The organism is Streptomyces sp. NPDC058877 (assembly GCF_042742855.1).
Taxonomy (GTDB): domain Bacteria; phylum Actinomycetota; class Actinomycetes; order Streptomycetales; family Streptomycetaceae; genus Streptomyces.
In genome coordinates this window covers 35,044-60,244 of sequence record NZ_JBHYMF010000021.1, presented here as the reverse complement: position 1 = coordinate 60,244, position 25,201 = coordinate 35,044, and the positions used below count along the sequence as shown (strand labels likewise).

The following is a 25,201-nucleotide window of genomic DNA, read 5'->3' as shown; positions in this document are numbered from 1 at the left end:
CCGCGGAGGCATCACGAGGATGCTCAGTGCATGACGGCCATGGCGAGCGCGCGGCGGGCGCGCAGCGAGACGCGCTCGGCACGCCGCTGCATGCGCCGGGCGGCGACCAGGCGGACGGCCTGGCGTTCCGCTTCGGCCTCGCGATGACGCTCGTGCATATGAGCACGGGCCAGGGCTTCTGGGATGAGTTGCATTTCACGGGTCCTGTTCTGACGCACGAGGTGCGCGACGGAGGGGGGGAAGACTGGGGTAGCGGAGCCTGCGGGCTCGCTGGTGGAAGAGGTCATCGGGGCCTGCTTCTGGGGATCGTGCGTGAGGGGGCGGTCAATGGTTCCGATGGCGTTCATGCCGCAACCGGGTTCTTGCGCGGACGACCACGGGGCCGCTTGCGGGCAACGACCACGCCCTGGACGAAGAGCTCTCCGCCCCAGACACCCCAAGGCTCGCGCCGTTCCTGGGCGCCGGCCAGGCAGGCGGCCACGAGCGGGCAGGTCCGACAGAGGGACTTCGCGTACTCGACGTCGGCCGGGGACTCCGCGAAGAAGACCTCGGGGTCGTAGGCACGACAGGGGACGGGGACGCCGAGGTTCTCGATGGCGTCGTCGAGCGCGGTGAGCGCGGTGAGGGGGGTGAGGGGGGTCAAAGCGGGGTCCTCCGTGGAGCGGCCGGGCAGGGGGATCGATTCGGAAGGCGGTACGGACGGGGCGTGCGCTTCGAGTTGCACGGTGGTCTTTCCTCGTCTGGTCGTTCCGGCCTGTTGGCCGGGGTGGCGGCTGGTACCGGGTGGTGTCTTTCCCGAGGCTCCTTCGTGCCGTCGTCCCCGTTCGGGGACAAACAGAAGGGCCGCGGATCCCGGGTGGGGTTCCGCGGCCCTGAAGGCGCCGGTCTGATCCTGGATCAGACTGGATCACTCCAGGGTTCGAGCCCACGGAAGGCCCACATCGTGTGGTCGTGCATCGTCGTCAGCAGCTGGGTCTCGGCACCGGTCGCCGCAAAGTCATAGGCCTTGGCCTTGCCTGCTGCTCCTGCTTCCAGTGCCTCGGTCGGTCGCTCATTGCGCCGGGCCACGGCGGCCGTGCCGAGACCGGAGAGACCGGTGACGGGCAGGCCGGCGACGGGCAGACCGGTGCCAATGAGCGCCGAAGCGGAGAGGCCGAGCGAACAGGCGGAGACGACCGAGCGATCGGTCATTTTGGCGGTGCTGACGAAGCTGGTGGTGCTGCTGGTCTGGTTGGTGTAGCTGATCACTGGAATCGCCTCCTCTCGGCGTCTCGGAGGGCTCGGGTGCGAGCCGGACCCTCATGTTTATGTGGACAAGTACAACACGAAGACGGGGCTTCGAAGAAGCCTCCGTTTCCGTGGTTAAGAACCTATGGGGCTTGACGGGGCGGGCGCAAACTATTTTTCCGACGATTTTTTCTCACCCCTCGCCCGCCCCCTCACCACCGCTCTCACCTGCACAGATGGCCAGGACCTCGGCACCGAAGCGGTTCAGCTTGCGTACGCCGACGCCGGAGATCGAGGAGAGCTCCCCGTCAGTGGTGGGAACCCGCTCGGCGATCGCCATGAGGGTCTTGTCGGTGAACACGCAGTACGGGGGCTGGCCGAGTTCCCTGGCCTGCTCGGAGCGCCAGTCACGAAGCCGCTCGTAGAGGGCCTCGTCCATGTCCGAGGGGCAGTCCTCGCAGCGCATCAGCTTCATCGCGCCCGCCTGGGTGAGGGTCACACCGCAGACCCGGCAGAGAACAGGGCCGCGCGGCCTGCGCCGGACGGGTCCGGAACCCCGCTCGACGGAACCGGAGCGGCTCCCGAAGACGCCGACGCCGAGCGAGCCGGAGCCGGGCCTCAGCCCCTTGAGGAAGCGGCTGGGGCCCCGGTTGGCCCGGCCGCCCGGGGAGCGGGAGAGCGCCCAGGAGAGCGTCAGGTGGACCCGGGCGCGGGTGACGCCCACGTACAGCAGGCGCCGCTCCTCCTCGACCTGCTCGTCGGTCTTGGCGTACGCGATCGGCAGCATGCCTTCGGTGAGACCGACCAGGAAGACCGCGTCCCATTCGAGGCCCTTGGCCGCGTGCAACGAGGCGAGGGTGACACCCTGGACGGTCGGGGCGTGCTGGGCGGCGGCCCGTTCGTCGAGCTCGGCCACCAGGTCGGAGAGGCTGGCTCCGGGCTTGGCGCGGGCGAAGTCCTCGGCCAGGCGGACGAGCGCGGCGAGGGATTCCCAACGGTCCCGGACCGCTCCCGAGCCGGCGGGCGGCGAGGTGGTCCAGCCCTTGGTGGAGAGGACGGCCCTGACCTGCGCGGGCAGGTCCTCGGCATCGTCGAGGAGGCGGTCGTTGCCCCCGGCGCGGGCCGCTCCGCGCAGGGCGGTGCCCGCCTCCCGCACCTCCTGGCGCTCGAAGAAGCGCTCGGCGCTGCGGAGCTGGTAGGGCACGCCGACGTCGGCGAGGGCCTGCTCGTAGACCTCGGACTGGGCGTTGATCCGGTAGAGGACGGCGATCTCTCCGGCCGGGACGCCGGCGGCGATGAGGTCGCGGATGCGCCGGGCGGTGCCCTCGGCCTCGGAGGGCTCGTCGGCGTACTCCGTGTAGACCGGCTCGGGGCCCGGGTCGCGTTGGGAGATCAGCTCCAGGCGGTGCTCGGCGGCCCGGCCCCGGGCCTGGCTGAGCAGCCCGTTGGCCAGGTGGACGACCTGCGGGGTGGAACGGTAGTCGCGCACCAGCTTGACGACCGTGGCGTCCGGATGGCGGGTGCGGAAGTTCAGCAGGTGGTCGGGGGTGGCGCCGGTGAAGGAGTAGATGGTCTGGCTGGCGTCGCCGACGACGCAGAGGTTGTCGCGGTCGCCCAGCCACAGGTCGAGCAGCCGCTGCTGGAGCGGGGAGACGTCCTGGTACTCGTCGACCACGAAGTGCTGGTACTGGCGCCGGATCTGGTCGGCGATGTCGTGCCGGTCCTGGAGGATGCCGACGGTGAGCAGCAGCACGTCCTCGAAGTCGATCACCGAGCGGTCGCGCTTCAGCTGCTCGTACATCGCATAGATCTGGCCAACCTCGGCAGGGTCGCGCGGAGCTTCCCTGACCGACTTGGCCACGGCGGCCGGGTAGTCGGCGGGGACGGTCTGGGTGACCTTGGCCCACTCGATTTCTCCGGTCACGTCCCTGAGCTCGTTGCGATCGAGCCGGATCCGACAGCGGGCTCCGGCGTCGGCAACCAACTGGATCTTCCGGTCCAGAAGCCGGGGCAGCTCGCCGCCGACTGCTTTCGGCCAAAAGAATTGGAGCTGACGGAGGGCCGCGGCGTGGAACGTGCGGGCCTGGACGCCCCCAGCGCCGAGCTGCCGGAGCCGTCCGCGCATCTCGCCCGCGGCACGGTTGGTGAAGGTGACGGCCAACACGCTGGCGGGTTGGAGGACGCCCGCCCGCACTCCGTACGCGATGCGGTGGGTGATGGCCCGCGTCTTGCCCGTGCCGGCTCCCGCGAGGACACACACCGGCCCGCTCAGGGCGAGGGCGACCTCGCGCTGCTCGGGGTCGAGCCCGTCGAGCACCGCGTCGGCCGTCTCCGGGACCTGTGGGAAGAGAGTGGAGTGCGTTGCTGCTGTCACCCCGCCATGCTGCCAGGTCGGCGCGGCAGGTGCGGCGGCTCGTCCACAGGCAGGAGACGCCGGTCATACCGGTGTCGGGAATGGTGCGGAGGGAGCGTACGTTCTTCTCCTCGGCACCCGTCCGCGAACAAGAGGAGCGCCTGGTCATGCAGGGCACTGTGACGATGTACAGCACCACGTGGTGCGGCTACTGCCGTCGGCTGAAGAGCCAGATGGACCGCGAGGGCATCGCGTACACGGAGATCAACATCGAACAGGACCCCGACTCGGCAGCGTTCGTCGAGAAGGCCAACGGCGGGAACCAGACGGTGCCCACCGTCCAGGTGTTCCCCACCGGCGGCGGCTCCGAGGTCGTCATGACCAACCCGAGCCTGGCCCAGGTGAAGCAGGCGCTCGGCGTCTGAGCCCGTCATTCCGTGGAGCCCCCGATCGGTCCGGCCGATCGGGGGCTCCGCGCGTTCCGGCCGACGAACGGGTCAGGGGGACGTGCCGACGGACGGGGCCGGGCCGGAGCCGCACGCCCGCCGGGGTTCCGGCGCCGGAGACCCCCTGCCCGAGCGCAAAGGCCCCTGGAAACCGCCCCGGGCCCACCGGAGCACCCGTGGTCCCGGTGCGCCCCGTCCCACGGTCCCGATCGGGAAAGCCCGTGGCTCAGAGCACGTCGCCCGGTCTCGGAAGGGGCTTGCCGTACCAACGCTCGATCAACCGGGAGGCGATCGAGATGCCGTACGGCGGCAGGACCTCGCCGGACTCGAAGGCCGCGGCCAGCTCCTCGCGGGAGAACCAGCGGGCCTCGTGGATCTCCTCGCCGTCCACGTCGATCTCCGAAGAGGTCGCGCGGGCGAAGAAGCCCAGCATCAGGCTGGAGGGGAACGGCCAGGGCTGACTGGCGATGTACTCGACCTCGCCGACCGTGACGCCGGCCTCCTCGAAGACCTCGCGGACCACCGACGCCTCGATGGACTCCCCCGGCTCGACGAAGCCGGCCAGCGTCGAGAAGCGCCCCTCCGGCCAGTGCACCTGGCGGCCCAGCAGCGCCCGGTCCTGGTCGTCCGTGACCAACATGATCACGGCCGGGTCGGTGCGCGGGTAGTGCTCGGCACCACACGCCTGGCAGCGGCGGATGTGGCCGGCCGCCGCGACGACCGTGCGCTCTCCACAGCGCGAACAGAAGCGGTGGAGACGCTGCCAGTTCTCCAGGGCGACCGCGTGGACCATGAGGCCCGCATCGCGGTCGGAGAGCAGCAGTCCCGCCTCGCGCAGCCCCGCGGGCCGGGCTGACTGGTCCATGCGGCCGGGCAGGGAGTCCTTCTGGAGCGCGAAGTAGGAGACGCCGTCGGCGTCCGTGCCCAGGAAGTAACGGTGGGTCTCGGTGACCGGGGCTTCGAACGCCGGGGTCATGACCAGCTCGGTGGTGCCGTCCGGTCGGTCGTCGATCAGCACCTGCCCCCCGGAGACCACGAAGACCCGGGTCGTCGGGTGGCTCCAGGCAGCGGCCAGCCACGCCTCGTCCAGGCGGTGGTGGGCGGCGCGGTCGATGCCGCTCGGGGCGGTGAGCGAGATCGGGCGGTCCGCCGGCGCGTTCTTCAAGGTGCTCACAGGTGCTTCCAACTCCCCCGGATCGGTGTGTGGGTTCAGCGCGCGTCGGTGTGGAGGGCGGCGGGCAGGTCGCCCCACAGGTGTGCGGTCGTCTCGACGCCCTTCATGAGCAGATCGATTTCGATCTTCTCGTTGGGGGCGTGCCAGCCGTCGGACGGGACGGAGATGCCGAGGAACAGGACGGGCGCCCGAAGCACGTCCTGGAGGTCGGCGGCGGGTCCGGAGCCGCCCTCGCGGGTGTAGCGGACCTTGGCCCCGTCGAAGGCCCGGCTCATGGCCCCGGCCACCGCCTTGAGGGCGGGGTGGTCGAGGGGGGTGAGGCAGGGGCGGGTCGGGGCGCCGAAGACGACCTCGTGGCGGATGCCGGCCGGCACGAGCGCGGTCAGCCAGTGCCGCACGGCAAGCTCGATCTTGTCCGGATCCTGCCCCGCGACGAGCCGGAACGAGAGCTTGATCCGGGCGGAGGCGGGGACGATCGTCTTGCCTCCGGGCCCCTGGTAACCACCGCCGATGCCGTTGACCTCTGCGGTGGGCCGGGCCCAGACCCTCTCCAGGGTGGAGAAGCCGGCCTCGCCGAGGGTGCCGTGGGACTTGGCCGTGCGCAGCCAGGACGCCTCGTCGAAGGGCAGCTCGGCGACGAGGGCCCGCTCGACGTCGGTGAGTTCCGTCACGCCGTCGTAGAAACCGGGGATCGCCACGTGCTCGTGCTCGTCGTGGAGGGCGGCGACGATCCGGCCGGCGACGGTGGCCGGGTTCGGCACGGCGCCGCCGAAGGAGCCGGAGTGGATGTCCTGGTCGGGGCCGTACAGCTCGATCTCGCAGTCGGCGACCCCACGCATGCCGGTGCAGACGGTCGGGGTGGTCTCGGACCACATGCCGGTGTCGGAGACGAGGACGACGTCGGCGGCGAGGCGCGCCGAGTGGGCCTCGACCAGCGTGCGGAAGTGCGGGGAGCCGGACTCCTCCTCGCCCTCGACGATCAGCTTGAGGTTGACGGCGGGCGCGGTGCGGCCGGTCGCGGCGAGGTGGGCACGGACGCCGAGGGTGTGGAAGAACACCTGCCCCTTGTCGTCCGCGGCACCGCGCGCGTACATCCGGCCGTCGACCACGGTCGGCTCGAACGGGTCCGTGTGCCAGCCGTCCTCACGGGCCGCGGGCTGGACGTCGTGGTGCCCGTAGACGAGGACGGTCGGGGCGTCCGGGTCTTCCGCCGGCCACTCGGCGAAGACCGCGGGGGCACCGTCGGTCTCCCAGACCTCGACGGTGGTGAAACCGGTCTCCGTGAGCTTGGCGGCGAGCCAGTCGGCACTGCGCCGTACGTCCCCGGCCCGGTCCGGCTGCGCCGACACGGAGGGAATGCGCAGCCACTCGGCCAGGTCGCCGAGGAAGGCGGCACGGTGTTGCTCGATGTACATGCGGACGGCGCTGTCCAGGGTCTCGCTCATGCCCCGAGCCTATCCGGCGCCCAGGGGTGCCCCACCCAGCAGGAGGGCCTCCAGCTCGGCACGGCCGGGCAGGCGGGCGGGGCGGGCGACCTCACCCGTTCGGACGTACACGAAGGCGGCGGCCACGTCCTCCGGTGCGAGACCGTGCTGCTCGGCCCAGGCGAGCCGGTAGATCGCCAGTTGGAGGGGGTCCGCGCTGCGGTCCCGGCTGGTCTTCCAGTCGACGATCTCGTACGCCCCGGAGTCCGGGTCCCGGTAGACGGCGTCGATCCTGCCCCGGACGATCCGACCCGCGAGGGAGAGGTGGACGGGGACCTCGACGCGGTACGGGGTGCGGTGGGCGTACGGGGTCCGGGCGAAGGCCTCCTTCAACTCGTCGAGGTCCCGCTCGTCGAGGATCTCCGGTTCGCCCGCGAAGTCCTCGCCGCCCGGGAGTTCGTCCGGACCGAGGAACGGCAGCGGGAGTTCGTCGAAGCGGGACTCCACCCATGCGTGGAAGCGGGTGCCCCGACGGGCCGCGGGCTGGGGTGGCTTCGGCATGGGGCGGGCCAGCTCCTGGGCGAAGCCGTCGGGGTCGGCGGCGAGGCGCAGCACCTGGGAGGCGGAGAGGTACGCGGGCAGCAGGACGTCCCGGGTGGTCGCACGGGCGCGGCGGAGCTCGGTGGTGAGGGCGGTGAGGTCGCGGTCCCAGGAAGCGATGGTCCGGGCCTCCTCGGGGGTGAGGAGTTCCTCCGCGCGGGGGGCCGGGGCCACGTCCGCGGAAGCGTCCACGGGGGTGTGGGCCGCATCCGCAGGGGCGTCGGAGGAGGCGTGGACCGCATCGGAGGTGGGGGGCGCCGGCTCCGCTCGGGGGGCCGGGACCGCGTCCGCGTGGGTGTCTTCGGGGAGGGCTTCCTCGTCCCAGGAGGGCTCCTCCTCGTCCCAGGAGGGTTCGTCCCCGTCCCAGGAGGGCTCCTCCTCGTTCCCCTCGAACCAGAGGTCCTCGGGGGCGGGGTCCGGGCGGTCGTCCGTCCGCTCCGGAGGAGTGGGGCCGTCCGCGCCCGGGCTCCCGTCCCGGGGTGCGCCCGGGTGCGGGACGGCCTCGGCCATCCGCTGGCGGACGAGGTCGGCCGCTGCCCTGCGGCGCCGGTACGACTGGGGGTCCAGCGGGAGCGGCCAGGCCAGGTCCCGCTCGCCCTCTTCGAGGGCCGGGTTCTCCGCGCCCGGTTCGGGTTCGGGGGCCCATGCCTCGATGTCTCCGTGGCCGGCCGCGCAGTGGTCGTGGAGGGCCTGGAGGAAGTCGGAGGGACCCCGGGGCTTCTTCTGCGCCGGGCCCCACCAGTGGGCGGAGCCGAGCAACAGGGAACGGGGGCGGGTGAAGGTGACGTAGCCGAGGCGGAGTTCCTCGGTGTGCTGGTGGTCCCGCATCTCGTTCTTGAAGGCCGTGAGGGACTTGGCGTCCCAGCTGTCGACCTCCGGCAGGGTGGTCGCGTCGCCGCGCAGGGCGTGCGGGAGCACCTGCGGCTGCGAGGTCCAGGACTCGCGGGCACGGGCGCTGGGGAACTGGCCGGCCACCAGGCCGGGGACGGCGACGACGTCCCATTCGAGGCCCTTGGACTTGTGGGCGGTGAGGACCTTGACGGTGTTCTCGCCGCCCGGCAGGGCGTTGTCGAGGCCTTTTTCGAACTGGACGGCCGTGCGCAGGAAGCCGAGGAAGGCCAGCAGGCTGGCCTCGCCGTCGAGGGAGGCGAATCCGGCGGCGATGTCGAGGAAGTGGCCGAGGGTCTCGCGGCGGCGGGCCGCCAGTGCACGGGGGGAGGCGGAGAGTTCGACCTCCAGGCCGGTGGTGGAGAGGACGCGGTGCAGGACGTCCATGAGGGGGTCGGCGAGCGAAGTGCGCAGGGCGCGCAGCTCGGCGGCGAGGCGTGCGAAGCGGACCCGTGCCTCCGCGGAGAAGGGCAGGCCGTCGTCCGGGGCGCCGCCGGAGTCGAGGAAGGTGTCGAGCGCGTCGGCCAGGGAGACGACCTCGGCCGGGTCGACGCCCTCGACGGCGGCGGCCAGCCGCTGCTCGGGGTCCGGCTCCTCCCCCGCCCGGTGGACCAGGAGGCGGGCACGGCGGCCGAGGAGGGCGAGGTCGCGGGGGCCGATGCGCCAGCGGGGGCCGGTGAGGAGCCGGACCAGGGACGCGTTGGCCCCCGGGTCCTGGAGGACCTCGCAGACGGACACGAGATCGGCGATCTCGGGCAGGTGGAGGAGGCCGGAGAGTCCGACGACTTCGACGGGGACGTCCCGGGCGACGAGGGCGGCGTGGATGGCGGGGAAGTCGGTGGCGGTGCGGCACAGGACGGCGATCTCGCCGGGCTCGCGACCGGTTCGCACGAGGTGGGCGAGGGAGTCGGCGAGCCAGTCGATCTCCTCGGCGTGGGTGGGGAGGAGCGCGATCCGCACGGTGCCGTCGCGCTCGGCACCGGGCGCGGGCCGCAGCGCCTCCACGCCCGTGTGCAGGGCGCGCAGGGGGGCGGCGAGTCCGTTGGCGAGGTCGAGGAGGCGTCCGCCGCTGCGCCGGTTCTCGGAGAGGGAGTAGCGGCTCGCCGGGGTCCCGTCCTGGTGCGGGAAGTGCTCCGGGAAGTCGTCCAGGTTGGCCACGGAGGCACCGCGCCAGCCGTAGATGGCCTGGCAGGGGTCGCCGACGGCGGTCACGGCGTGGCCGGTGCTCCGGCCGGACGGGCCCCCGCCGAAGAGCCCGGAGAGCAGCAGCCGCTGGGCGACGGAGGTGTCCTGGTACTCGTCGAGGAGGACGACCTTGAACTCGGCGCGGAGGAGGGCGCCGACCTCGGGCCGGGTGGTGGCGAGCTCGGCGGAGCGGGCGATCTGGTCGCCGAAGTCGAGCAGGTCGCGGGAGCGCTTGGCAGCCCGGTAGCGGACGACCAGGTCGAGCAGCTCGCGGCGGGCGGCGGCGGCCTCCGGGACCTTGCGCAGTTCGGCGTTGCTGAGCCGGACGTCGGCGAGGGCGGCGAGGAGCCGGGAGTCGTGCGCGTCGAGCCGCTCGGGGGGCACGAGGTGCTCGGCGAGCTCGGCGTCGAGGGCGAGCAGGTCGGTGATCAGGGTCGGGAAGGAGCGGGTGAGCGCCGGGTACGGTCCGGGGGACTCCCGGAGCACCCGTGCGGCCAGTTGGTAGCGGGTGGCGTCGGCGAGCAGCCGGGTGCTGGGTTCGAGGCCGATGCGGAGGCCGTGATCGGTGAGGAGTTGTCCGGCGAAGGCGTGGTAGGTGGAGATCCGGGGCTCGCCGGGCGGATCGTCCGGGTCGAGGGGGTCCGGGTCGGTGACGCCGGCGCGGACGAGGGCGGTGCGGACGCGCTCGGCCAGTTCGCCGGCCGCCTTGTTGGTGAAGGTGAGGCCGAGGACCTGCTCGGGGGCCACCTGTCCCGTACCGACCAGCCAGACCACCCGGGCGGCCATCACCGTGGTCTTGCCGGATCCCGCCCCGGCCACGACGACCTGCGGGGCGAGCGGCGCGGTGATGCAGGCCGTCTGCTCCGGGGTGAAGGGAATGCCGAGGAGCTCCTTGAGCTGCTCGGGGTCGGTGATGCGTGCGGTCACCCGGAAGAGGCTAGCGGGGCCGACCGACACCCCGGCCCCGTGCGGTCCGGGAGCGCCGCTTCACGCGGCCGTGCCCGGGGCCAGCTTCGAGAGGTCCACGGTCTCGTCGGCCGGCGGGACGGTCACCTCGACGGGTTCGTCGTAGTCGGAGAGCAGTACGGTTCCGGGTTCGTCGCCGCCCGCCCTGACCATCTTCAGGACGTACGGCTCGCCCTGCTGGGCGACGGACACGGTGGTCGTCTCGCCGCCGCTCTTCTTCTTCACCAGGGTCGCGACGGGCGTCCCCTCGACCTCGCCGTCCGGGCCGCGGGTCAGTCCCCGGCGTTCCGCCCCGTCCCCGTCGAGGTCGGCGAGCAGTGCCTTGAGGTCGCAGATGCTGCCGAGGTCCTCGCTGCCTGCCTGCCCGGGCACGATCTTCAGCCAGCGTCCCTTGATCAGTTCGAGGGTGGCCGTGATCTGTGCCTCCGGCAGCCCCTGCGAGGTCATGGAGGCCCGCCAGAAGGCCTCGTCGCCCTTCAGATAGGTGACCCGGTCCACCCGGCGCAGCTCGGCGGTGCCGTCCTCGACCTTCATCAGACCGGCGCACTCCCCACTGTCGTCGACGGCGAAGTCGATGGCGAGGGGCTGCCCGTCGCTGACGATCCGGCCGGTGATGCGGAGGGAGGCGGCCGACCGGGTGGCGGTGACGGCCCGGTCGGCGATCTGGTCGGCGGTGAGGTCCTCGAAGGGGTCGGGGGACGGCGCGGGGGCGGGTGCCACGACGCCGGACGGCACGGGGGTCGGAGCGGCGGTCGCCGCCCGGGCCGTCGCCGGCACGGGCCCCGCGACGACGACGGCCGCGCAGACGACGGCTGCAGCGCGGAGCTTGCGGTGGGACTGGGACGTCATTGCGGGCCTCCTCGCCGATGCCCCCGGCGGTCCCACCAGCGTCGCTCCCCGCGCGCGTACCCGCTACTCCTGACCCACGGGACCGGTCCCGTGGGTCAGGACATGCCCTTCATGAGCTCCTCCAGGTCCACGACCTGGTCGGCCGGCGGGGCGGAGACGGTGACCGGCTTGTCGAAGTCGCTCAGGTCGATCGTGCCCGGCTCGTCGCCACCGGTCGTCACGACGCGGAGGATGTACGGCTTGGCGGAGTCCTTGGCCACGTAGAAGGTGGTGCTCTCGTCCTTGTCCTTCTTGCTGAGCACGACGGCCGGGGTGCCGTTGACGTCGGCGTCGGCGTCGCGGGTCAGCCCCTTGCGCGGCGTGTCCTTGTCCATGTCCGTGATGATCTTCTTCAGGTCGCAGAACGCGGCGGGGCCGTCATCCCCCGCACCGCCCTCGTCCGTCATCTTCATCCAACGGCCGTTGAGCAGCGCGGCGATGCCGGCGCCCTCCTCGTCCGAGGACTCGTCCCCGCCGTCGTTCGACTTCCAGAAGGCGTCGTCGGCCTTCATGTAGCTGGCGCCGCCGGTGCCGACGATGTCGGCCTTGCCGCCCCCGGGGGACTGCATCGAGCCCTTGCAGTTGCCCTTGTCGTCGACGGCGAAGTCGATGCTCATCTCCTGGCCGTCGGTCTTGCCCTTGCCGCTCATGTGCAGGGCGGTGGACGCCTTGGTGGTCTCGACCGCCTTGTCGGCGATGGCGTCGGCGGTGAGCCCCGCGAAGGGGTCGGTGGCCTTGTCGCCGCCCTGGGAACAGCCCGTGGCGCCGGCGACCACCGCCGCACAGACCGTCACCGCTGCCCAGAGCTTCTTGTTGGCCCTCATGCGTGCACTCCTCACGGCCGCCCACCCGGACGGTTCTCACAGCTTCTCTTCACGACGCCTTTATGCGGTGTCGCGAAGAGGTTGACGGGCGGGGCGGAACAAAGGATGTACGCCGGCAAACGTGACCCTCGCCACACTTTCCCGGACGGGTGTTCAGTCGACGACCTGCCGGCCTTCCGGCCGGGCGCTGCACGCGGCCCGGAAGGCACAGGTCGTGCAGTGCTGGCCGGTGTTCGGGGTGAAGCGCTCGTCGAGGACCCGGCCCGCGGCGGTGGCGAGCAGCTCGCCGACCCACTCCCCCGTCAGGGGCTCCTGCGCCTGCACCTTCGGCAGGGCGTCGCCGCCCTCCTTCTTCGGGGCGGCCTGTCTCAGCTGCACGAGCTCGGCGCCGCCGGGCTCCGGACGGTCGCCGCCGAAGACCCCGTCGAGGGCTCCTTCCCGCACCGCGAGCTGGTAGACGGCGAGCTGCGGGTGGTGGGCGACCTCGTCCCGGGTCGGCGCCGACTTGCCGGTCTTGAAGTCGACGACGTAGGCGCGCCCCTGCTCGTCGGTCTCGACGCGGTCCATGGAACCGCGGATGCGGACCTCGTACTCCCCCGCCTCCAGGGTCACGTCGAAGTCGTGCTCGGAGGCGGCGGGGGTGCGCCCGCCGCGGTCCATGACGTGCCAGTGCAGGAAGCGTTCGAGCGCCACGCGCGCGTGCTGCTTCTCCTGTGCCGACTTCCAGGGCGCGTCGAAGGCGAGCGCGTCCCAGACGGAGTCCAGTCGGGCCATGAGGACGTCGAGGTCGGCGGGGGTCCGCCCGGAGGCGACCTCGTCGGCGAGGACGTGGACGACGTTGCCGAAGCCCTGGGCGGCGGTGGCCGGGGCCGCGGCCTTGACCTCGCGGCCCAGGAACCACTGGAGCGAGCAGGTGCTGACCAGGTTGTCCAGGGAGCTCGGGGACAGCGCCACGGGCCGGTCGCGCTCGCGCAGCGGCGCCGTGCTGTGCGTGGGCTCGGCCAGGCCCCACCAGCGGTCCGGGTGCGCGGCCGGCACCAGCGGCTGCCCCTCGTCGTCGCCGAGCAGGGCGAGCCGGGCGAGCCGGGCGGCGGCGGCCTCCCGGAGCGCCGGGGAGGCGTCCGGGTCGACGGTGGTGGCACGGAGCTCGGCGACCAGGGCGGAGACGGCGAGGGGACGGCGGGGACGGCCGGGAACGTCCTTGGGTTCGGCGCCGAGCTCGGTGAGGAAGCGGGACGGTTGGTCCCCGTCCTCGGCGGCGGCCTTCACCGCGGTGACGACGAGGCGGTCGCGGGCGCGGGTGGCGGCGACGTAGAAGAGTCTGCGCTCTTCGGCGAGGAGCGCACCGGGGTTGAGGGGTTCGGCGAGGCCGTCGCGGCCGATGCGGTCGGCCTCGAGCAGCGAACCGCGGCGGCGCAGGTCCGGCCAGAGGCCCTCCTGGACGGCGGCGACGACGACGAAGCCCCACTCCAGGCCCTTGGAGCGGTGGGCGGTCATCAGGCGGACGGCATCGGGGCGGGCGTGCCGGCGGGTCAGGGTGTCGGCGGCGATGTCCTGGGCGTCGAGCTCTTCGAGGAAGTTGAGGACGCCCCGGCCGCCGACCCGTTCCTCGGCGCGGGCCGCGGTCTCGAAGAGGGCGCACACGGCGTCGAGGTCGCGATCGGCATTGCGTCCGGCGGGGCCACCGCGGAGGGCGGCGCGCTCCAGTCGCCCGGGCCAGGGGGTGCCCTTCCAGAGCAGCCACAGGGTCTCTTCGGCGGTGCCTCCGGCGGCGAGCAGCGTACGGGCTTCCCGCAGCAGGTCGCCGAGGCGCTGTGCGCCCCGGGCGTAGGCGGGGTCGTGTGCGACGAGACGCTCGGGCTCGGCGAGGGCACGGGCGAGGAGCACGTCGGAGGGGGGCGGGACCTTGGTCCCGGCCGCCCGCTCCTCGTCCCGGAGGGCCCGACCGAGGCGGCGGAGGTCGGCGGGGTCCACTCCGGCGAGGGGGGAGGCGAGGAGTTCGAGCGCGGTCTCGACGGGGAGCCAGCCGGCGGGCCGGGTGGCGGGCCGCGGCGGGCGCGCGGCGTTCCGGGGCGGGGCTTCGGCGGACTCCGCGGACCGGGCGACCGCGGCGGGCGCACCGGGAGCGGTCGAAGCGGCGGCACCCTGCTCTCCGGGCCGGTCCGGTCGGGCGCTGGCGGAACCCTGCTCGTCCCGCCCTTCCGCGGCGGACCGCGGATCCCCGGTCCCGGCGTCGTGGGACACCGCCCGGAGCGCCAGGAGGAGGGGGGCCACCGCCGGCTCCTGGCGGAGCGGGGTGTCCGCCGCGTCCGTCTCCACCGGGACGCCGGCCGAGGTGAGGGCGCGGCGGAGGGACGGCAGTGCGGAGGCGGCGCGGGTGAGGACGGCCATGTCCTGCCAGGGGACGCCGTCCTCCAGGTGTGCGCGGCGCAACAGGTCGGCGATGTTCTCCGCCTCCGCCGAAGCGGTCGGATAGGTGTACGCCTCGACCCGGCCGCCGTCCCGCACCGCCGTGAGCTCTCGGTGCGCGCGGACCCGGTCGGCGGGGAGCCGGGGCATCGGCATCCGCTGGGCGAGCCGGCGGGTGGCCCCGAGCAGGGCGGCCCCCGAGCGTCGGGAGCCGCGCAGGACCCGGATGTCCGCGCCTCCGAAGGAGGAGGGGAAGTCGAGGATGCCGTTCACGTCGGCGCCCCGGAAGGCGTAGATGGACTGGTCGGGGTCGCCGAAGGCGACGACCGTGCCGCGTCCGCCGGCCGCGAGCGCGTGCAGGAGCCGGACCTGCGCCGGGTCGGTGTCCTGGTACTCGTCGACGTAGATCGCGTCGTAGGCGGGGAGCCGGGCGTCGGCCGCGATCGGCACGGCCCGGTGGACGAGCTCCGTGTAGTCGAGGACGCCCTGGAGGTCGAGGACGTCGAGGTATTCGGCGAGGAAGCCGGCCGCCGCCTTCCAGTCGGGACGGCCGACCCGGTCGGCGAAGCGGGCCAGTGCGTCCGGTCCGAGGCCCAGTTCGCGGGAGCGCGCGAGGACGGCACGCACTTCGTCGGCGAAGCCCCGGGTGGTGAGGCAGGCCCGCAGTTCGTCGGGCCAGCCGACGCGGCCGAGCCCCGCCTTCTCCAGGTCGATCTGTCCGGCGAGCAGTTCGCGGACGGCGAGGTCCTGCTCGGGTCCGGAGAGCAGCCGGAGCGGTTCGGCGAAGAGCTCGGCGTCCTGGTGGGCCCGGATCAGGGCGTAGCAGTAGGAGTGGAAGGTCGTCGCCTGTGGCGGGCGACGCCCCCCGAGCCGGGTGGCCATGCGGTCGCGGAGTTCGACGGCGGCCTTGCGGCTGAAGGTGAGGACGAGGAGCCGCTCGGGGTCGACGCCGCCCTCCATGCGGGCCGCGACCGCCTCGACCAGGGTCGTCGTCTTGCCGGTGCCGGGTCCGGCGAGGACGAGGAGGGGTCCGCCGGCGTGGTCAACCACGCGCCGCTGTACTGCGTCCAGCTGAGGGGGATCCAGCGGGGCCGGCGCGGTGCGCACCAGTCGGTACGCGCCCGGGGTCCGCTGCCGTCCCGGACCCGGGTACGGCGAAGCCTGATGCGGCGGCGTACGCCGGGTGGTGGAGGAGGAGCTCACGTGGATCGCCGGTCCTGGTGGGTGTGGTCGTGCGGGTGAGGCGGCCGTGTGTCGTGGCCGCCGCCTCGGGAGCCGGCCGGGGGGCCGCCGCGCGAGTCGCGGACGTCGACGTTACGCGAAGCGGGCCGTCGGCGAGCCGCACTCGGGACCGCTTCCACCCCCGCGGTCCCGTCGTCCTGCCCGTGCCTCCCCGGTCGGGGCGCTCAGGTGTGAGTTCCGTCCCAACGGGCCCGGCGCATGTCGATCCTCGGCACGTGCCCCTCGGCCGTCGCGCCCGCGGTGCGCAGCGGGGTGCCCTCCGCGCGGTAGTGGTCGAGGGCCCTCAGCTCGTGGCCGGGCAGCAGGGTGCCGTCGGCGCGGACCACGCGCCACCAGGGGGCCGCCCCGCCGTACAGGGCCATCACACGGCCGACTTGGCGCGGTCCGCCCTCGCCCAACCACTCCGCCACGTCGCCGTAGGTCATCACGCGGCCGGGTGGGATCCCGTCGGCGACGTCGAGCACCCGCTCCGCGTACTCGGGCAGTTCTCCGGTCTCCCCCACGGGTTCCTCCATGCTCATCCGCCCCATCCTGCCTCACCCCACCGACATGGCCCTGATGCCTCCCCATGGGGTCTCTTCGTGCCACCATCGTCCGGGCGGTGACTGGTGAGACGAGATCAAGAGCGACACGCACGAGACCGCGTGCACGAGCGAACGCGCACACCCGAACGAGATCGACAGAGCACGCAGGTGGAGACGGACACGGTGATGGGCCAGGACACGCAGCCCCCCGAGGGGGGCAGGGCCGACGTGCCCGAGCACGTCTCCGGCGACGAGCCGCTGCTCGCCGCCCGCGTCCACCGGCCCTCGGACCTGATGCGGCTGCTCGTCGGCCTGCTCGCGATCGGGCTCGTCATCGCCGTCGCCGCGTTCGCCCACGGGACGACCTCGGGCCTGGAGGAGGACATCAACAAGGGCGCGGTCGGCGCGCCCGACGTCTTCGTCAAGATCGCCGGTCTCGTCTCCTCCATCGCCGTGCTGCTCGTGCCGGTCGCCTTCGCCGTCGAACGGCTGATCAAGCGCGACGGGCTGCGCATCGCGGACGGCGTCCTCGCCGCCGTCCTGGCGCACGGCGTCACCCTCGCCACCGACCTGTGGGTCGCGCAGGCCGCACCCGGCACGGTCCAGGACGCGCTGACCCAGCCGCAGTCCGGCGGCGGGCTCACCGACCCGGTGCACAACTACCTCGCCCCGGTGATCGCATACATGACGGCGGTCGGCATGGCGCGGAGGCCCCGCTGGCGGGTGTCGCTCTGGGTGGTGCTGCTGCTCGACGCGTTCACCATGCTGGTGGCCGGCTACACCACCGCCCTCTCGATCGTCCTGACCGTGCTGATCGGTTGGACGGTGGCGTACGGCACGCTGTACGCGGTCGGCTCGCCGAACGTCCGGCCGACCGGCCAAACACTCCTCGCCGGCCTGCGACGGGTCGGCTTCCGGCCGGTGACCGCGCTGCGCGCCGAGGGCGTTCCGGACTCCGCGGACAGCGGGGACCGGGGGCGCCGGTACATCGTCACCCTGGAGGACGGGCCGCCGCTCGACGTCACCGTCGTCGACCGGGAACAGCAGGCGCACGGCTTCTTCTACCGGGTGTGGCGGCGGATCACCCTGCGGACGATCACCACCCGCCGTTCCATCGTCTCGCTGCGCCAGGCCCTGGAGCAGGAGGCGCTCCTCGCGTACGCGGCGATCGCCGCCGGGGCGAACGCACCGAAGCTGATCGCCACCTCGGAACTCGGCCCGGACGCCGTGATGCTCGTGTACGAGCACATCGGCGGCAGGAGCCTGGACGCGCTCGACGACCACGAGATCACCGACGAGCTGGCCCTCAGCGCCTGGTGGCAGGTGCGGGCGCTGCAGTCGCGCCGGATCGCGCACCGCCGCCTCACCGGGGACGCGATCCTGGTGGATCGTTCCGGCAGGGTGATCCTCACCGATCTGCGCGGCGGTGAGATCGCGGCCGGTGACCTGATCCTGCGGATGGACATCGCCCAGCTGCTCACCACCCTCGGTCTGCGGGTCGGGGCGGAGCGCGCGGTCTCCACAGCCGTCGAGGTGCTCGGCCCGGATGCGGTCGCCGACTGCCTGCCGTTGCTCCAGCCGATCGCCCTGAGCCGCTCCACCCGGGCGACGCTGCGGAAGCTGGCCCGGGAGCGGTCCGCCCGGGAGCGGGAGGCCGCGCTCGCGTCGTCCGAGGCGGCCAGGCGCGAGCGGGAGCTCGCCAAGGCCGGGACCACGGCGGACCAGAAGGCCGTGCGGGCGGAGAGCAAGGCCGAGAAGAAGGCGGACAGGAAGGCCGAGAAGCGGGCCCTCGACGAAGCCCTCGACGAGGCCCGCGAGGAGGACCTGCTCGCGCAGATCCGACAGCAGGTGCTGCTGATCCGTCCGCAGGCCCCGGTGGAACCGGTGCGACTGGAGCGGATCAAACCGCGGACCCTGATCAGTCTGATCGCGGGCGCCGTCGCCGCGTACTTCCTCCTCTCCCAGATCGCCAGCACTCCGCTGTCGACGATCAGCCAGGCGGACTGGCGGTGGGTGGCGGCGGCGGTGCTGTTCTCGGCCCTCAGCTACGTGGCGGCGGCGATGAGCCTGCTCGGTTTCGTGCCCGAGCGGGTCGGGTTCTGGCGGACGGTGGTGGCGCAGGTCGCCGGCTCGTTCGTGAAGATCGTCGCCCCGGCGGCGGTCGGCGGTGTCGCCCTGAACACCCGCTTCCTCCAGCGCGCGGGCGTACGGCCGGGGCTCGCGGTGGCGAGCGTCGGCGCCTCCCAGCTCTTCGGGCTCGGGGCGCACATCCTGCTCCTGCTGGCCTTCGGCTATCTGACGGGCACTGAGAAGTCGCAGTCCTTCACCCCGTCGAGGACGGTGATCGCCGGTCTGCTGACGGTCGCGGTCCTCGTCCTGGTGGTGACGGCGATCCCCTTCATGCGCAAGTTCGTGTCGACGCGGCTGCGCTCGCTCTTCGCCGGTGTGGTGCCGCGCATGCTGGACGTGCTCCAGCGACCGTTGAAGCTGGTGACGGGCATCGGCGGGATGCTGCTCCTCACCGGTACGTTCGTCCTCTGTCTGGACGCGTCGATCCGGGCCTTCGGGCACGGCGACCAGACGATCAGCTACGCGAGCGTGGCCGTCGTCTTCCTCGCGGGCAACGCGCTCGGTTCGGCCGCGCCGACACCGGGCGGCGTCGGCGCGGTCGAGGGCGCGCTCACCGTCGGTCTGGTGGCGGTGGGCCTGCCGCTGGAGGTCGCGACCCCGGCGGTCCTCCTCTACCGCCTGCTCACCCTGTGGCTCCCGGTGCTGCCGGGTTGGCTCTGCTTCAACTGGCTGACGAAGCGCGAAGCGCTGTAGGGAGCCGTGGCGAGCGGCGCGGGGGCCCACCCACTTGGCCCTCCGTCCCGCGCGGGGGCGGGGGCGGCGGCCCACGATGGCCCTATGCCGATCTCCACCGCCCAGCGCGCCGCCCTGCTGACCGCCATCACCGTGCTGCTCGCCGCCGGGTGCTCGGACGGGGGCGACGACACGGCGGACCCGGTGGCACCGACCGGCACGACCGGGCTGTCCGCCCTGACCTCGCAGAAGCTGGCATGGGCCCCCTGTCCTCCGCCGTCGGCGGCCGAGGGCGGCGGGCCCGCCCCGTCCCCGCTGCCCGGGAACACGGCCTGGGAGTGCTCCTTCCTGCAGGCGCCCCTCGACTGGTCGGTGCCGGAGGGCGAGACCATCGAGCTCGCCCTCATCCGGGCCAGGGCCCGGGACGCCTCCCGACGGATCGGCTCGCTGGTGTTCAACTTCGGCGGGCCCGGCGGCTCCGGGATCACCGCCCTGCCCGGTTTCGCGGCCGACTACGAGACCCTGCGCAGCCGCTACGACCTGGTCTCCTTCGACCCGCGCGGGGTGGGCCGGAGCGACCCCGTCGAATGCGCCACCGACAAGGAGCTCGACGCCTACTACGCCCTGGACTTCACCCCCGATGACCTCGCGGAGGAGCGAACGCTCTCGGACGCCCAGAAGCGGTACGCGGAGGGCTGCGAGCGGGACGCGGGCGCGGCGCTTCCGCACGTGGGCACCGAGAACGCGGCCCGGGACATGGATCTGATGCGCCAGGTGCTCGGGGACGAGAAGCTCTTCTACTTCGGCATCTCGTACGGCACCGAACTCGGCGGCGTCTACGCCCACCTGTTCCCGAAGAACGTGGGCCGGGCCGTCTTCGACGCGGTCGTCGACCCGGACGCGGGCGTCGAGGAGGGGGCCCTCGGTCAGGCGAAGGGCTTCCAGCTGGCGCTCGACAACTTCGCCCGGGACTGCGTGGACCGCGGTGACGAGTGCGCCCTGCCCGGCAGCACCGTGGCCGAGGTGGAGACGGGCATCAACGACCTGCTCGCAGCCCTGGACGAGGAGCCGATCCCCGGCATCGGCAACCGCAAGCTCACCCAGACGCAGGCCACCAACGGCATCGCGCAGGCCCTGTACTCGAAGGAGTTCTGGCCGTACCTGGAGCAGGGCCTGGACGCGGCCGACGGCGGTGACGGGGCGCTGCTCCTGTCGCTGTCCGACGCGATGAACGGGCGCGGCGAGGACGGCTCCTACAGCAACATCCAGGCGGCGAACGCGGCCATCAACTGCGTGGACTTCAAGGAGCGCTACACCCTCGGGCAGGCGAAGGAGCGGCTGCCCCAGTTCCGCGAGGCCTCCCCGGTCTTCGGGGACTTCATGGGCTGGTCGCTGGCGAGCTGCTCGCAGTGGCCGGTGCCCGGGGCCTGGGAGCACCCGGACGTCTCGGCGGCCGGCTCGGCACCGATCCTGGTCGTCGGCAACACCGGGGACCCGGCCACGCCGTACGAGGGGGCGCGGGCGATGGTGAACGCGCTCGGCGAGGGCGTCGGCGTGGAGCTGACGTACGAGGGCGAGGGCCACGGCGCCTACAACGGGGGCAGTACGTGCGTGAAGAAGGCCGTCGACACCTACCTGCTGGAGGGGAAGGCCCCGGCGTCCGGCACGGTCTGCAAGTGAAGCGCCCTGGAGGGGGATCGGTGTCCCCCGGCCTGACACGGCTCCGCCCCGCCGGCCCGGAGAGGGCGGCGGGGCGGAGCGCGCGGGGCCCAGGACCGGCCGCCGCCCGGCGGGGCGGGGCCTTCCGTGCGCCTCCTAGTAGACCGGCTTCTCGGGTTCGATCTGGTTGACCCAGCCGATCACGCCGCCGCCGACGTGGACCGCGTCCGAGAAGCCCGCGGACTTGAGCACCGCCAGCACTTCCGCACTGCGGACACCCGTCTTGCAGTGCAAGACGATCCGCTTGTCCTGCGGAAGGTCCTGAAGGGCGTTGCCCATCAGGAACTCGTTCTTCGGGATCAGTCGGGCGCCGGGGATCGAGACGATCTCGTACTCGTTCGGCTCGCGGACGTCGATGATGTCGATGCTCTCGCCTTCGTCGATCCACTCCTTGAGCTGCTTGGGAGTGATCGTCGATCCGAGCGCCGCCTCCTGGGCCTCCTCGGACACGACGCCACAGAAGGCCTCGTAGTCGATGAGCTCGGTGACGGTGGGGTTCTCGCCGCAGACCGCGCAGTCGGGGTCCTTGCGGACCTTGACCTGGCGGTACTGCATCTCCAGGGCGTCGTAGATCATCAGACGGCCGACCAGCGGGTCGCCCACGCCGGCCAGGACCTTGATGGCCTCGGTGACCTGGATGGATCCGATGGAGGCGCAGAGCACGCCGAGGACGCCGCCCTCGGCGCAGGACGGGACCATGCCCGGCGGCGGGGGCTCCGGGTAGAGGCAGCGGTAGCAGGGGCCGTACTCGGACCAGAAGACGGAGGCCTGGCCGTCGAAGCGGTAGATCGAGCCCCAGACGTACGGCTTGTTGAGCAGCACGCAGGCGTCGTTCACCAGGTAGCGGGTGGCGAAGTTGTCCGTGCCGTCGACGATCAGGTCGTACTGGCCGAAGATCTCCATCACGTTGTCGGCTTCGAGCCGCTCCTCGTGGAGGACCACGTTCACGTACGGGTTGATGCCAAGCACGCTGTCGCGCGCCGACTCGGCCTTGGAGCGGCCGATGTCGGACTGGCTGTGGATGATCTGACGCTGGAGGTTCGACTCGTCTACCTCGTCGAACTCCACGATGCCGAGCGTGCCCACGCCGGCGGCGGCCAGGTACATCAGCGCCGGGGAGCCGAGACCGCCGGCGCCGACGCACAGCACCTTGGCGTTCTTCAGCCGCTTCTGCCCGTCCATCCCGACATCCGGGATGATCAGGTGGCGGGAGTACCTGCGGACCTCGTCTACGGTGAGCTCGGCGGCCGGCTCGACCAGGGGTGGCAGCGACACGGGGACTCCGGTGGTCGGTATGTCAGTACGGTTGTTCTTCCCGTAACACTGCCACGCCCCTTCTCATTCCGAGACACCCGGTCCGATCCGCGAGACGATTTCGTCCCAGTAGCCGGGCAGCGCGTGGAATTGGTCGTTCTGTCCCGGCCGTCCGGTCCGGTCCGTGAAGAAGATCGTCCCCGCCCCCTGCCAACGGGCGATCCGCAGGGCCTCCTCCAGGTGGGTGCGCGGAACCCCGTGGACGAGGTGGACGAACTTCGTCTCGGTGTACTCGGCGGTCCACTCCGCCACCTGCGACCAGCGGTAGTCCGCCCAGGAGCCGGAGAAGGTCACCAACTGGTCGGCGACCTCGGCGAACCCCGGATGGGGATGGGTGCCGTGGCCGAGGACGAGGTGGGCCCCGCCGTCGAGGACGGCCCCCAGGGTCGCGGCGAGCCGCCGCGTCCCGGCCAGGTCCGCACGGTCGGCGGGTGCCCGGTCCAGGTAGAAGCCGCCGACCTTGTACCAGTCGGAGAAGCGGTGGGCGTCCGAGACCAGCTCCCCGAGGGGCCGGATGCCGTGCGCCAGGTCCAGGTGTCCGAGGACCGTGGCCCCGGTGTTCCGCAGCTTCCCGGCCGCCTCCAGGCAGTGCGGGTCCGGCCGGCTCCCGGGACCGTCCGCCACGTTGAGCACCGCCCAGTGCAGCGGGGTCCCGGGCCGGGTCAGTTCGGCCCACTCGACGGGGGCGAGCAGCGGATGGGCGTAGCCCGGGACTCCGAAGCCGAGGGCCTGGACGGCTCCGGTGGCGGTGGTCGCCGTCAGATGCGACACGCCGCCTCCATCCAGATGTCGGCGAGGGACTCCTCCAGGTTGATCCGGGGCCGCCAGCCGAGCCGGTCGCGGGCGGTGCGGACGTCGGCCTGCTGCCAGGGGCCGCAGCCGTCGGGGTACGGGTACGGGGCGGCGGCCAGCTGGTCGGCGATGGTCCCCTCGGTGCGGGGGGCGCCGATCAGTGGACGCTGCGGAATGCCGTGCGGTGCGTCCAGCTCGTGCAGGTTGCCGGCGTATCCGGCGACCCGCGCGAGGACCGCGGCGGCGTCCCGGAGCTTCACGGCCCGGCCGGTGCCGATGTTGACCACGCCCTGGGCGGCGGAGAGGGAGGCCGCGTGGACGGCCCGGGCCACGTCCCGCACGTCGACGAAGTCCCGTTGCACGCCCAGGCCGCTGAGCTTGAGCTCACCGTCCCCGGCCTGCATCGCGCGGCGCATGGCCTCGGCGAGGCGGCCGAGCGGGGAACCGGCGGGGGTGCCCGGTCCCACCGGGGAGAAGACCCGCAGGACGACGGCGTCGAGCCCGGAGCCGAGGACGAGTTCGGTCGCGGCGAGCTTGGACACCCCGTACGGGCCGCCGGGACGCGGGATCGCGTCCTCGGCCGTCGAGGAACCGGGCTGGCTCGGCCCGTACTCCGAGGCACAACCGACCTGCACGAGCCGGGCGCCGCAACCGCTGCGCCGCAGGGCCTCGCAGACGGTGGCGACGGCGACGGTGTTGTGCCGGGTCAACTCGCGGGCGCCGCCGCGGGTGGCTCCGGCGCAGTTGACGACGACCCCGGGGTGGACGGCGTCGAGGAAGCGGGTGAGCGCACCGGGACTGCCGGAGGCGAGGTCGAAGCGCACGTCGGCGTCGTCGCCCCGGCCGAGCGCGGTGAGGTGGACGGCGGGGTCGGCGAGCAGCCGGTCGGCGACGAAGCGGCCGATGAAGCCGTTGGCTCCGAGCAGTAGCACCCTCATCGTGCGGCCCCTACGTGCCGACCGGCCGGTGCTGGGGATTGGGGGGTCATGGTCTTCGATCTCCTTGCGGGGTGGTGGGAAGGGTGACGGGGCACGCCCGCGGCGTCGGCTCCGCGGGTGCGCGGGGGTTCACGGGGTGGTGTGGGCGGAGGCCCGGGCGAGGGCACCGGTCGCACGGGCCAGCAGGCAGAGCGCGGCGGCGCCGCAGGCCAGGGTCGGAACGGCGCCGACTCCCCAGAGGTCGGTGAGGGAGCGCACCGGGGCGTCGAGCACCTCGAAGCCGGCGAGCGGGACGCGGCCGGCGAGGGCGCTCGTGAGGGCGAGGGCTTCGGCGGCGCAGGCGGTGGCGAGGGCGGCGGCGGCCGTCTCGGGGCGGCCGTGGACGGCGAGCAGTCGGGCGAGCAGGAGGAGCGCGCCGAGTGCCAGGGCCCCGGCACTGAACCGGGTGACGGCGAGCAGGGCCGTCAGGGCGAGGAGTTGGAGGGCCACGGTGCCGAGGAACAGCGGTCGGACGGCGGCGGCGAAGGCGGCGAGGCCTCGGCTGTCGGTGATCCGGCGGCGCGCCCTGCCCGCGAAGAGGTGGGCGCACCACGCAGCGGGGGCGACGGCGAGGGCAAGGCCCAGGAGGGGGGCGGGGGTGAGGCCCCAGGGTCCGTCCAGGCCGCCGCCGAGGAGCTGTTCGAGGAGCCCGTCGCCGCCGACCGCGTACGCCAGGAGCCAGAGGGTCCAGAGCCGGGCGGCGGGAACGGTCCTGCCGTCGGGGACGCGGAAGGGGCCGCGGCTGACGGCGAGCAGGAGGGCGGCACCGAGCGCGAGGGCGCCGGCGACGCCGAGGAGGGGGCGCACCGGCCCCCGGGCGAAGGCCAGTCCGAGGCCGGTGAGCCCGGCGACCGCGCCGGGGGCGAGCACGGCGAGCGCCCAGGGACGGGGCGGCGTCCCGGGCCGCGCGGGGGGCGCGGCCTTCTCCGGTCTTCGCGGCACGCGCGCGTACAGCTCCTCGGCGAGCGAGAACACGTCCCGGTGCCGGAAGCGTGCGGCGGTCCGGTCGGTGAATCCCCGTGCTTCGAGGCCCGCGGCGACCTCCAGGGGGTCGACCGCCCGCTCACAGAGCTCGCGGTGCCGGTGCACGAGCACCTTGACGGGGTCGGCGTTCCCCCGACGGTTCCCGGGCCGCGCGGCCGACGGCGCGGCCGGGGTCGTCGTCGGCCGTGGAGCGGTCCGGTGCACCGGGCCCGTTCCGCCGGCAGGGGCCGGTCGGGGCGCGGGGTCGCCCGCGTCCGGGGGCTCCTGGGCCCCGGACGCGGGGGGCGACGCCCAGGCGGTGCCGGGGTGCGGGGGCGGCACGGAGGTCGGGGCCGTCCCGTGCGGAGCGGCACCCTCGGAGGCGGGGGGGTCGGTCACGGTGAGGGCGGGGGCGCCGAGGAGGGCTTCGGAGCGGGCGTCCCAGGCTCCGGGGCTCGTCGGTGCGGCGGAACTGCGCATGGGG

At 73.2% G+C, this 25,201-nt stretch carries 18 protein-coding genes; 3 read left to right on the top strand and 15 right to left on the bottom strand.

The window, feature by feature from the left end; genetic code table 11:
- Positions 1-23: 23 nt before the first annotated feature.
- The 4 genes from ACFW2Y_RS07845 to ACFW2Y_RS07830 form a co-directional block, all read right to left on the bottom strand.
- Positions 24-347, bottom strand: a complete 324-nt coding sequence (locus ACFW2Y_RS07845; RefSeq protein ID WP_384875077.1) for a hypothetical protein — start codon at positions 345-347, stop codon at positions 24-26.
- Positions 344-724, bottom strand: a complete 381-nt coding sequence (locus ACFW2Y_RS07840; RefSeq protein ID WP_384875075.1) for a WhiB family transcriptional regulator — start codon at positions 722-724, stop codon at positions 344-346. The genes ACFW2Y_RS07845 and ACFW2Y_RS07840 overlap by 4 nt, the downstream gene beginning before the upstream one ends.
- 173 nt (positions 725-897) lie before the next feature.
- Positions 898-1,248: a hypothetical protein gene (locus tag ACFW2Y_RS07835; RefSeq protein WP_384875073.1), complete on the bottom strand. Its 351-nt coding sequence runs from the start codon at positions 1,246-1,248 to the stop codon at positions 898-900.
- A gap of 172 nt (positions 1,249-1,420) precedes the next feature.
- The gene (locus ACFW2Y_RS07830) at positions 1,421-3,601 is read right to left on the bottom strand and encodes an ATP-dependent DNA helicase UvrD2 (protein ID WP_384875070.1); all 2,181 of its coding nucleotides are present in this window, start codon (positions 3,599-3,601) and stop codon (positions 1,421-1,423) included.
- Between the two features lie 146 nt (positions 3,602-3,747).
- On the opposite strand from ACFW2Y_RS07830, the gene ACFW2Y_RS07825 reads away from it, so the two are divergent.
- Positions 3,748-4,005, top strand: a complete 258-nt coding sequence (locus tag ACFW2Y_RS07825) for a mycoredoxin (protein ID WP_384875067.1) — start codon at positions 3,748-3,750, stop codon at positions 4,003-4,005.
- Positions 4,006-4,252: 247 nt separating this feature from the next.
- On the opposite strand, the gene nudC is transcribed toward ACFW2Y_RS07825, so the two are convergent.
- The 7 genes from nudC to ACFW2Y_RS07790 form a co-directional block, all read right to left on the bottom strand.
- The gene (gene nudC / locus ACFW2Y_RS07820; RefSeq protein WP_384875064.1) at positions 4,253-5,200 is read right to left on the bottom strand and encodes an NAD(+) diphosphatase; all 948 of its coding nucleotides are present in this window, start codon (positions 5,198-5,200) and stop codon (positions 4,253-4,255) included.
- Positions 5,201-5,235: 35 nt separating this feature from the next.
- The gene (locus ACFW2Y_RS07815) at positions 5,236-6,645 is read right to left on the bottom strand and encodes a dipeptidase (RefSeq protein ID WP_384875062.1); all 1,410 of its coding nucleotides are present in this window, start codon (positions 6,643-6,645) and stop codon (positions 5,236-5,238) included.
- 9 nt (positions 6,646-6,654) lie between these two features.
- A complete protein-coding gene (locus ACFW2Y_RS07810) occupies positions 6,655-10,224 on the bottom strand; it encodes a UvrD-helicase domain-containing protein (RefSeq protein ID WP_384875059.1) in 3,570 nt (1,189 codons plus the stop codon).
- Between the two features lie 60 nt (positions 10,225-10,284).
- Positions 10,285-11,112: a hypothetical protein gene (locus ACFW2Y_RS07805; protein ID WP_384875056.1), complete on the bottom strand. Its 828-nt coding sequence runs from the start codon at positions 11,110-11,112 to the stop codon at positions 10,285-10,287.
- 95 nt (positions 11,113-11,207) lie between these two features.
- Positions 11,208-11,975 (bottom strand): hypothetical protein, encoded by a 768-nt coding sequence (locus tag ACFW2Y_RS07800; protein WP_384875054.1) that lies wholly within the window; start codon positions 11,973-11,975, stop codon positions 11,208-11,210.
- Positions 11,976-12,128: 153 nt separating this feature from the next.
- Positions 12,129-15,587: an ATP-dependent helicase gene (locus tag ACFW2Y_RS07795; protein WP_384875051.1), complete on the bottom strand. Its 3,459-nt coding sequence runs from the start codon at positions 15,585-15,587 to the stop codon at positions 12,129-12,131.
- A gap of 203 nt (positions 15,588-15,790) precedes the next feature.
- Positions 15,791-16,147, bottom strand: a complete 357-nt coding sequence (locus tag ACFW2Y_RS07790; RefSeq protein WP_384875050.1) for an MGMT family protein — start codon at positions 16,145-16,147, stop codon at positions 15,791-15,793.
- 189 nt (positions 16,148-16,336) lie between these two features.
- On the opposite strand from ACFW2Y_RS07790, the gene ACFW2Y_RS07785 reads away from it, so the two are divergent.
- On the top strand, positions 16,337-18,973 hold the full coding sequence (locus ACFW2Y_RS07785) for a lysylphosphatidylglycerol synthase domain-containing protein (RefSeq protein WP_384875079.1): 2,637 nt from the start codon (positions 16,337-16,339) through the stop codon (positions 18,971-18,973).
- 84 nt (positions 18,974-19,057) lie between these two features.
- Complete coding sequence (locus ACFW2Y_RS07780) at positions 19,058-20,632, top strand: alpha/beta hydrolase (RefSeq protein ID WP_384875047.1); 1,575 nt, start codon at positions 19,058-19,060, stop codon at positions 20,630-20,632.
- A gap of 135 nt (positions 20,633-20,767) precedes the next feature.
- On the opposite strand, the gene moeZ is transcribed toward ACFW2Y_RS07780, so the two are convergent.
- The 4 genes from moeZ to ACFW2Y_RS07760 form a co-directional block, all read right to left on the bottom strand.
- Positions 20,768-21,946, bottom strand: a complete 1,179-nt coding sequence (moeZ, locus tag ACFW2Y_RS07775) for an adenylyltransferase/sulfurtransferase MoeZ (protein ID WP_384875045.1) — start codon at positions 21,944-21,946, stop codon at positions 20,768-20,770.
- A 63-nt stretch (positions 21,947-22,009) separates the two neighbouring features.
- Positions 22,010-22,756, bottom strand: coding sequence for a spherulation-specific family 4 protein (locus ACFW2Y_RS07770; RefSeq protein ID WP_384875042.1), 747 nt, complete (start codon positions 22,754-22,756; stop codon positions 22,010-22,012).
- Complete coding sequence (locus ACFW2Y_RS07765; RefSeq protein WP_384875040.1) at positions 22,744-23,715, bottom strand: NAD-dependent epimerase/dehydratase family protein; 972 nt, start codon at positions 23,713-23,715, stop codon at positions 22,744-22,746. The genes ACFW2Y_RS07770 and ACFW2Y_RS07765 overlap by 13 nt, the downstream gene beginning before the upstream one ends.
- Before the next feature lie 129 nt (positions 23,716-23,844).
- Entirely contained in the window at positions 23,845-25,197 is a 1,353-nt protein-coding gene (locus tag ACFW2Y_RS07760) for a hypothetical protein (RefSeq protein WP_384875038.1), read from the bottom strand.
- Positions 25,198-25,201 lie beyond the last annotated feature (4 nt).

Excerpts from the sequence above, each read along its gene's own strand:
- ACFW2Y_RS07785 (WP_384875079.1), top strand. The coding sequence starts at position 16,337 with ATGGGCCAGGACACGCAGCCCCCCGAGGGGGGCAGGGCCGACGTGCCC.
- ACFW2Y_RS07790 (WP_384875050.1), bottom strand. The coding sequence starts at position 16,147 with ATGAGCATGGAGGAACCCGTGGGGGAGACCGGAGAACTGCCCGAGTAC.
- ACFW2Y_RS07800 (WP_384875054.1), bottom strand. The coding sequence starts at position 11,975 with ATGAGGGCCAACAAGAAGCTCTGGGCAGCGGTGACGGTCTGTGCGGCG.
- ACFW2Y_RS07805 (WP_384875056.1), bottom strand. The coding sequence starts at position 11,112 with ATGACGTCCCAGTCCCACCGCAAGCTCCGCGCTGCAGCCGTCGTCTGC.
- ACFW2Y_RS07765 (WP_384875040.1), bottom strand. The coding sequence starts at position 23,715 with ATGAGGGTGCTACTGCTCGGAGCCAACGGCTTCATCGGCCGCTTCGTC.
- ACFW2Y_RS07780 (WP_384875047.1), top strand. The coding sequence starts at position 19,058 with ATGCCGATCTCCACCGCCCAGCGCGCCGCCCTGCTGACCGCCATCACC.
- ACFW2Y_RS07815 (WP_384875062.1), bottom strand. The coding sequence starts at position 6,645 with ATGAGCGAGACCCTGGACAGCGCCGTCCGCATGTACATCGAGCAACAC.
- ACFW2Y_RS07825 (WP_384875067.1), top strand. The coding sequence starts at position 3,748 with ATGCAGGGCACTGTGACGATGTACAGCACCACGTGGTGCGGCTACTGC.
- ACFW2Y_RS07845 (WP_384875077.1), bottom strand. The coding sequence starts at position 347 with ATGAACGCCATCGGAACCATTGACCGCCCCCTCACGCACGATCCCCAG.
- ACFW2Y_RS07760 (WP_384875038.1), bottom strand. The coding sequence starts at position 25,197 with ATGCGCAGTTCCGCCGCACCGACGAGCCCCGGAGCCTGGGACGCCCGC.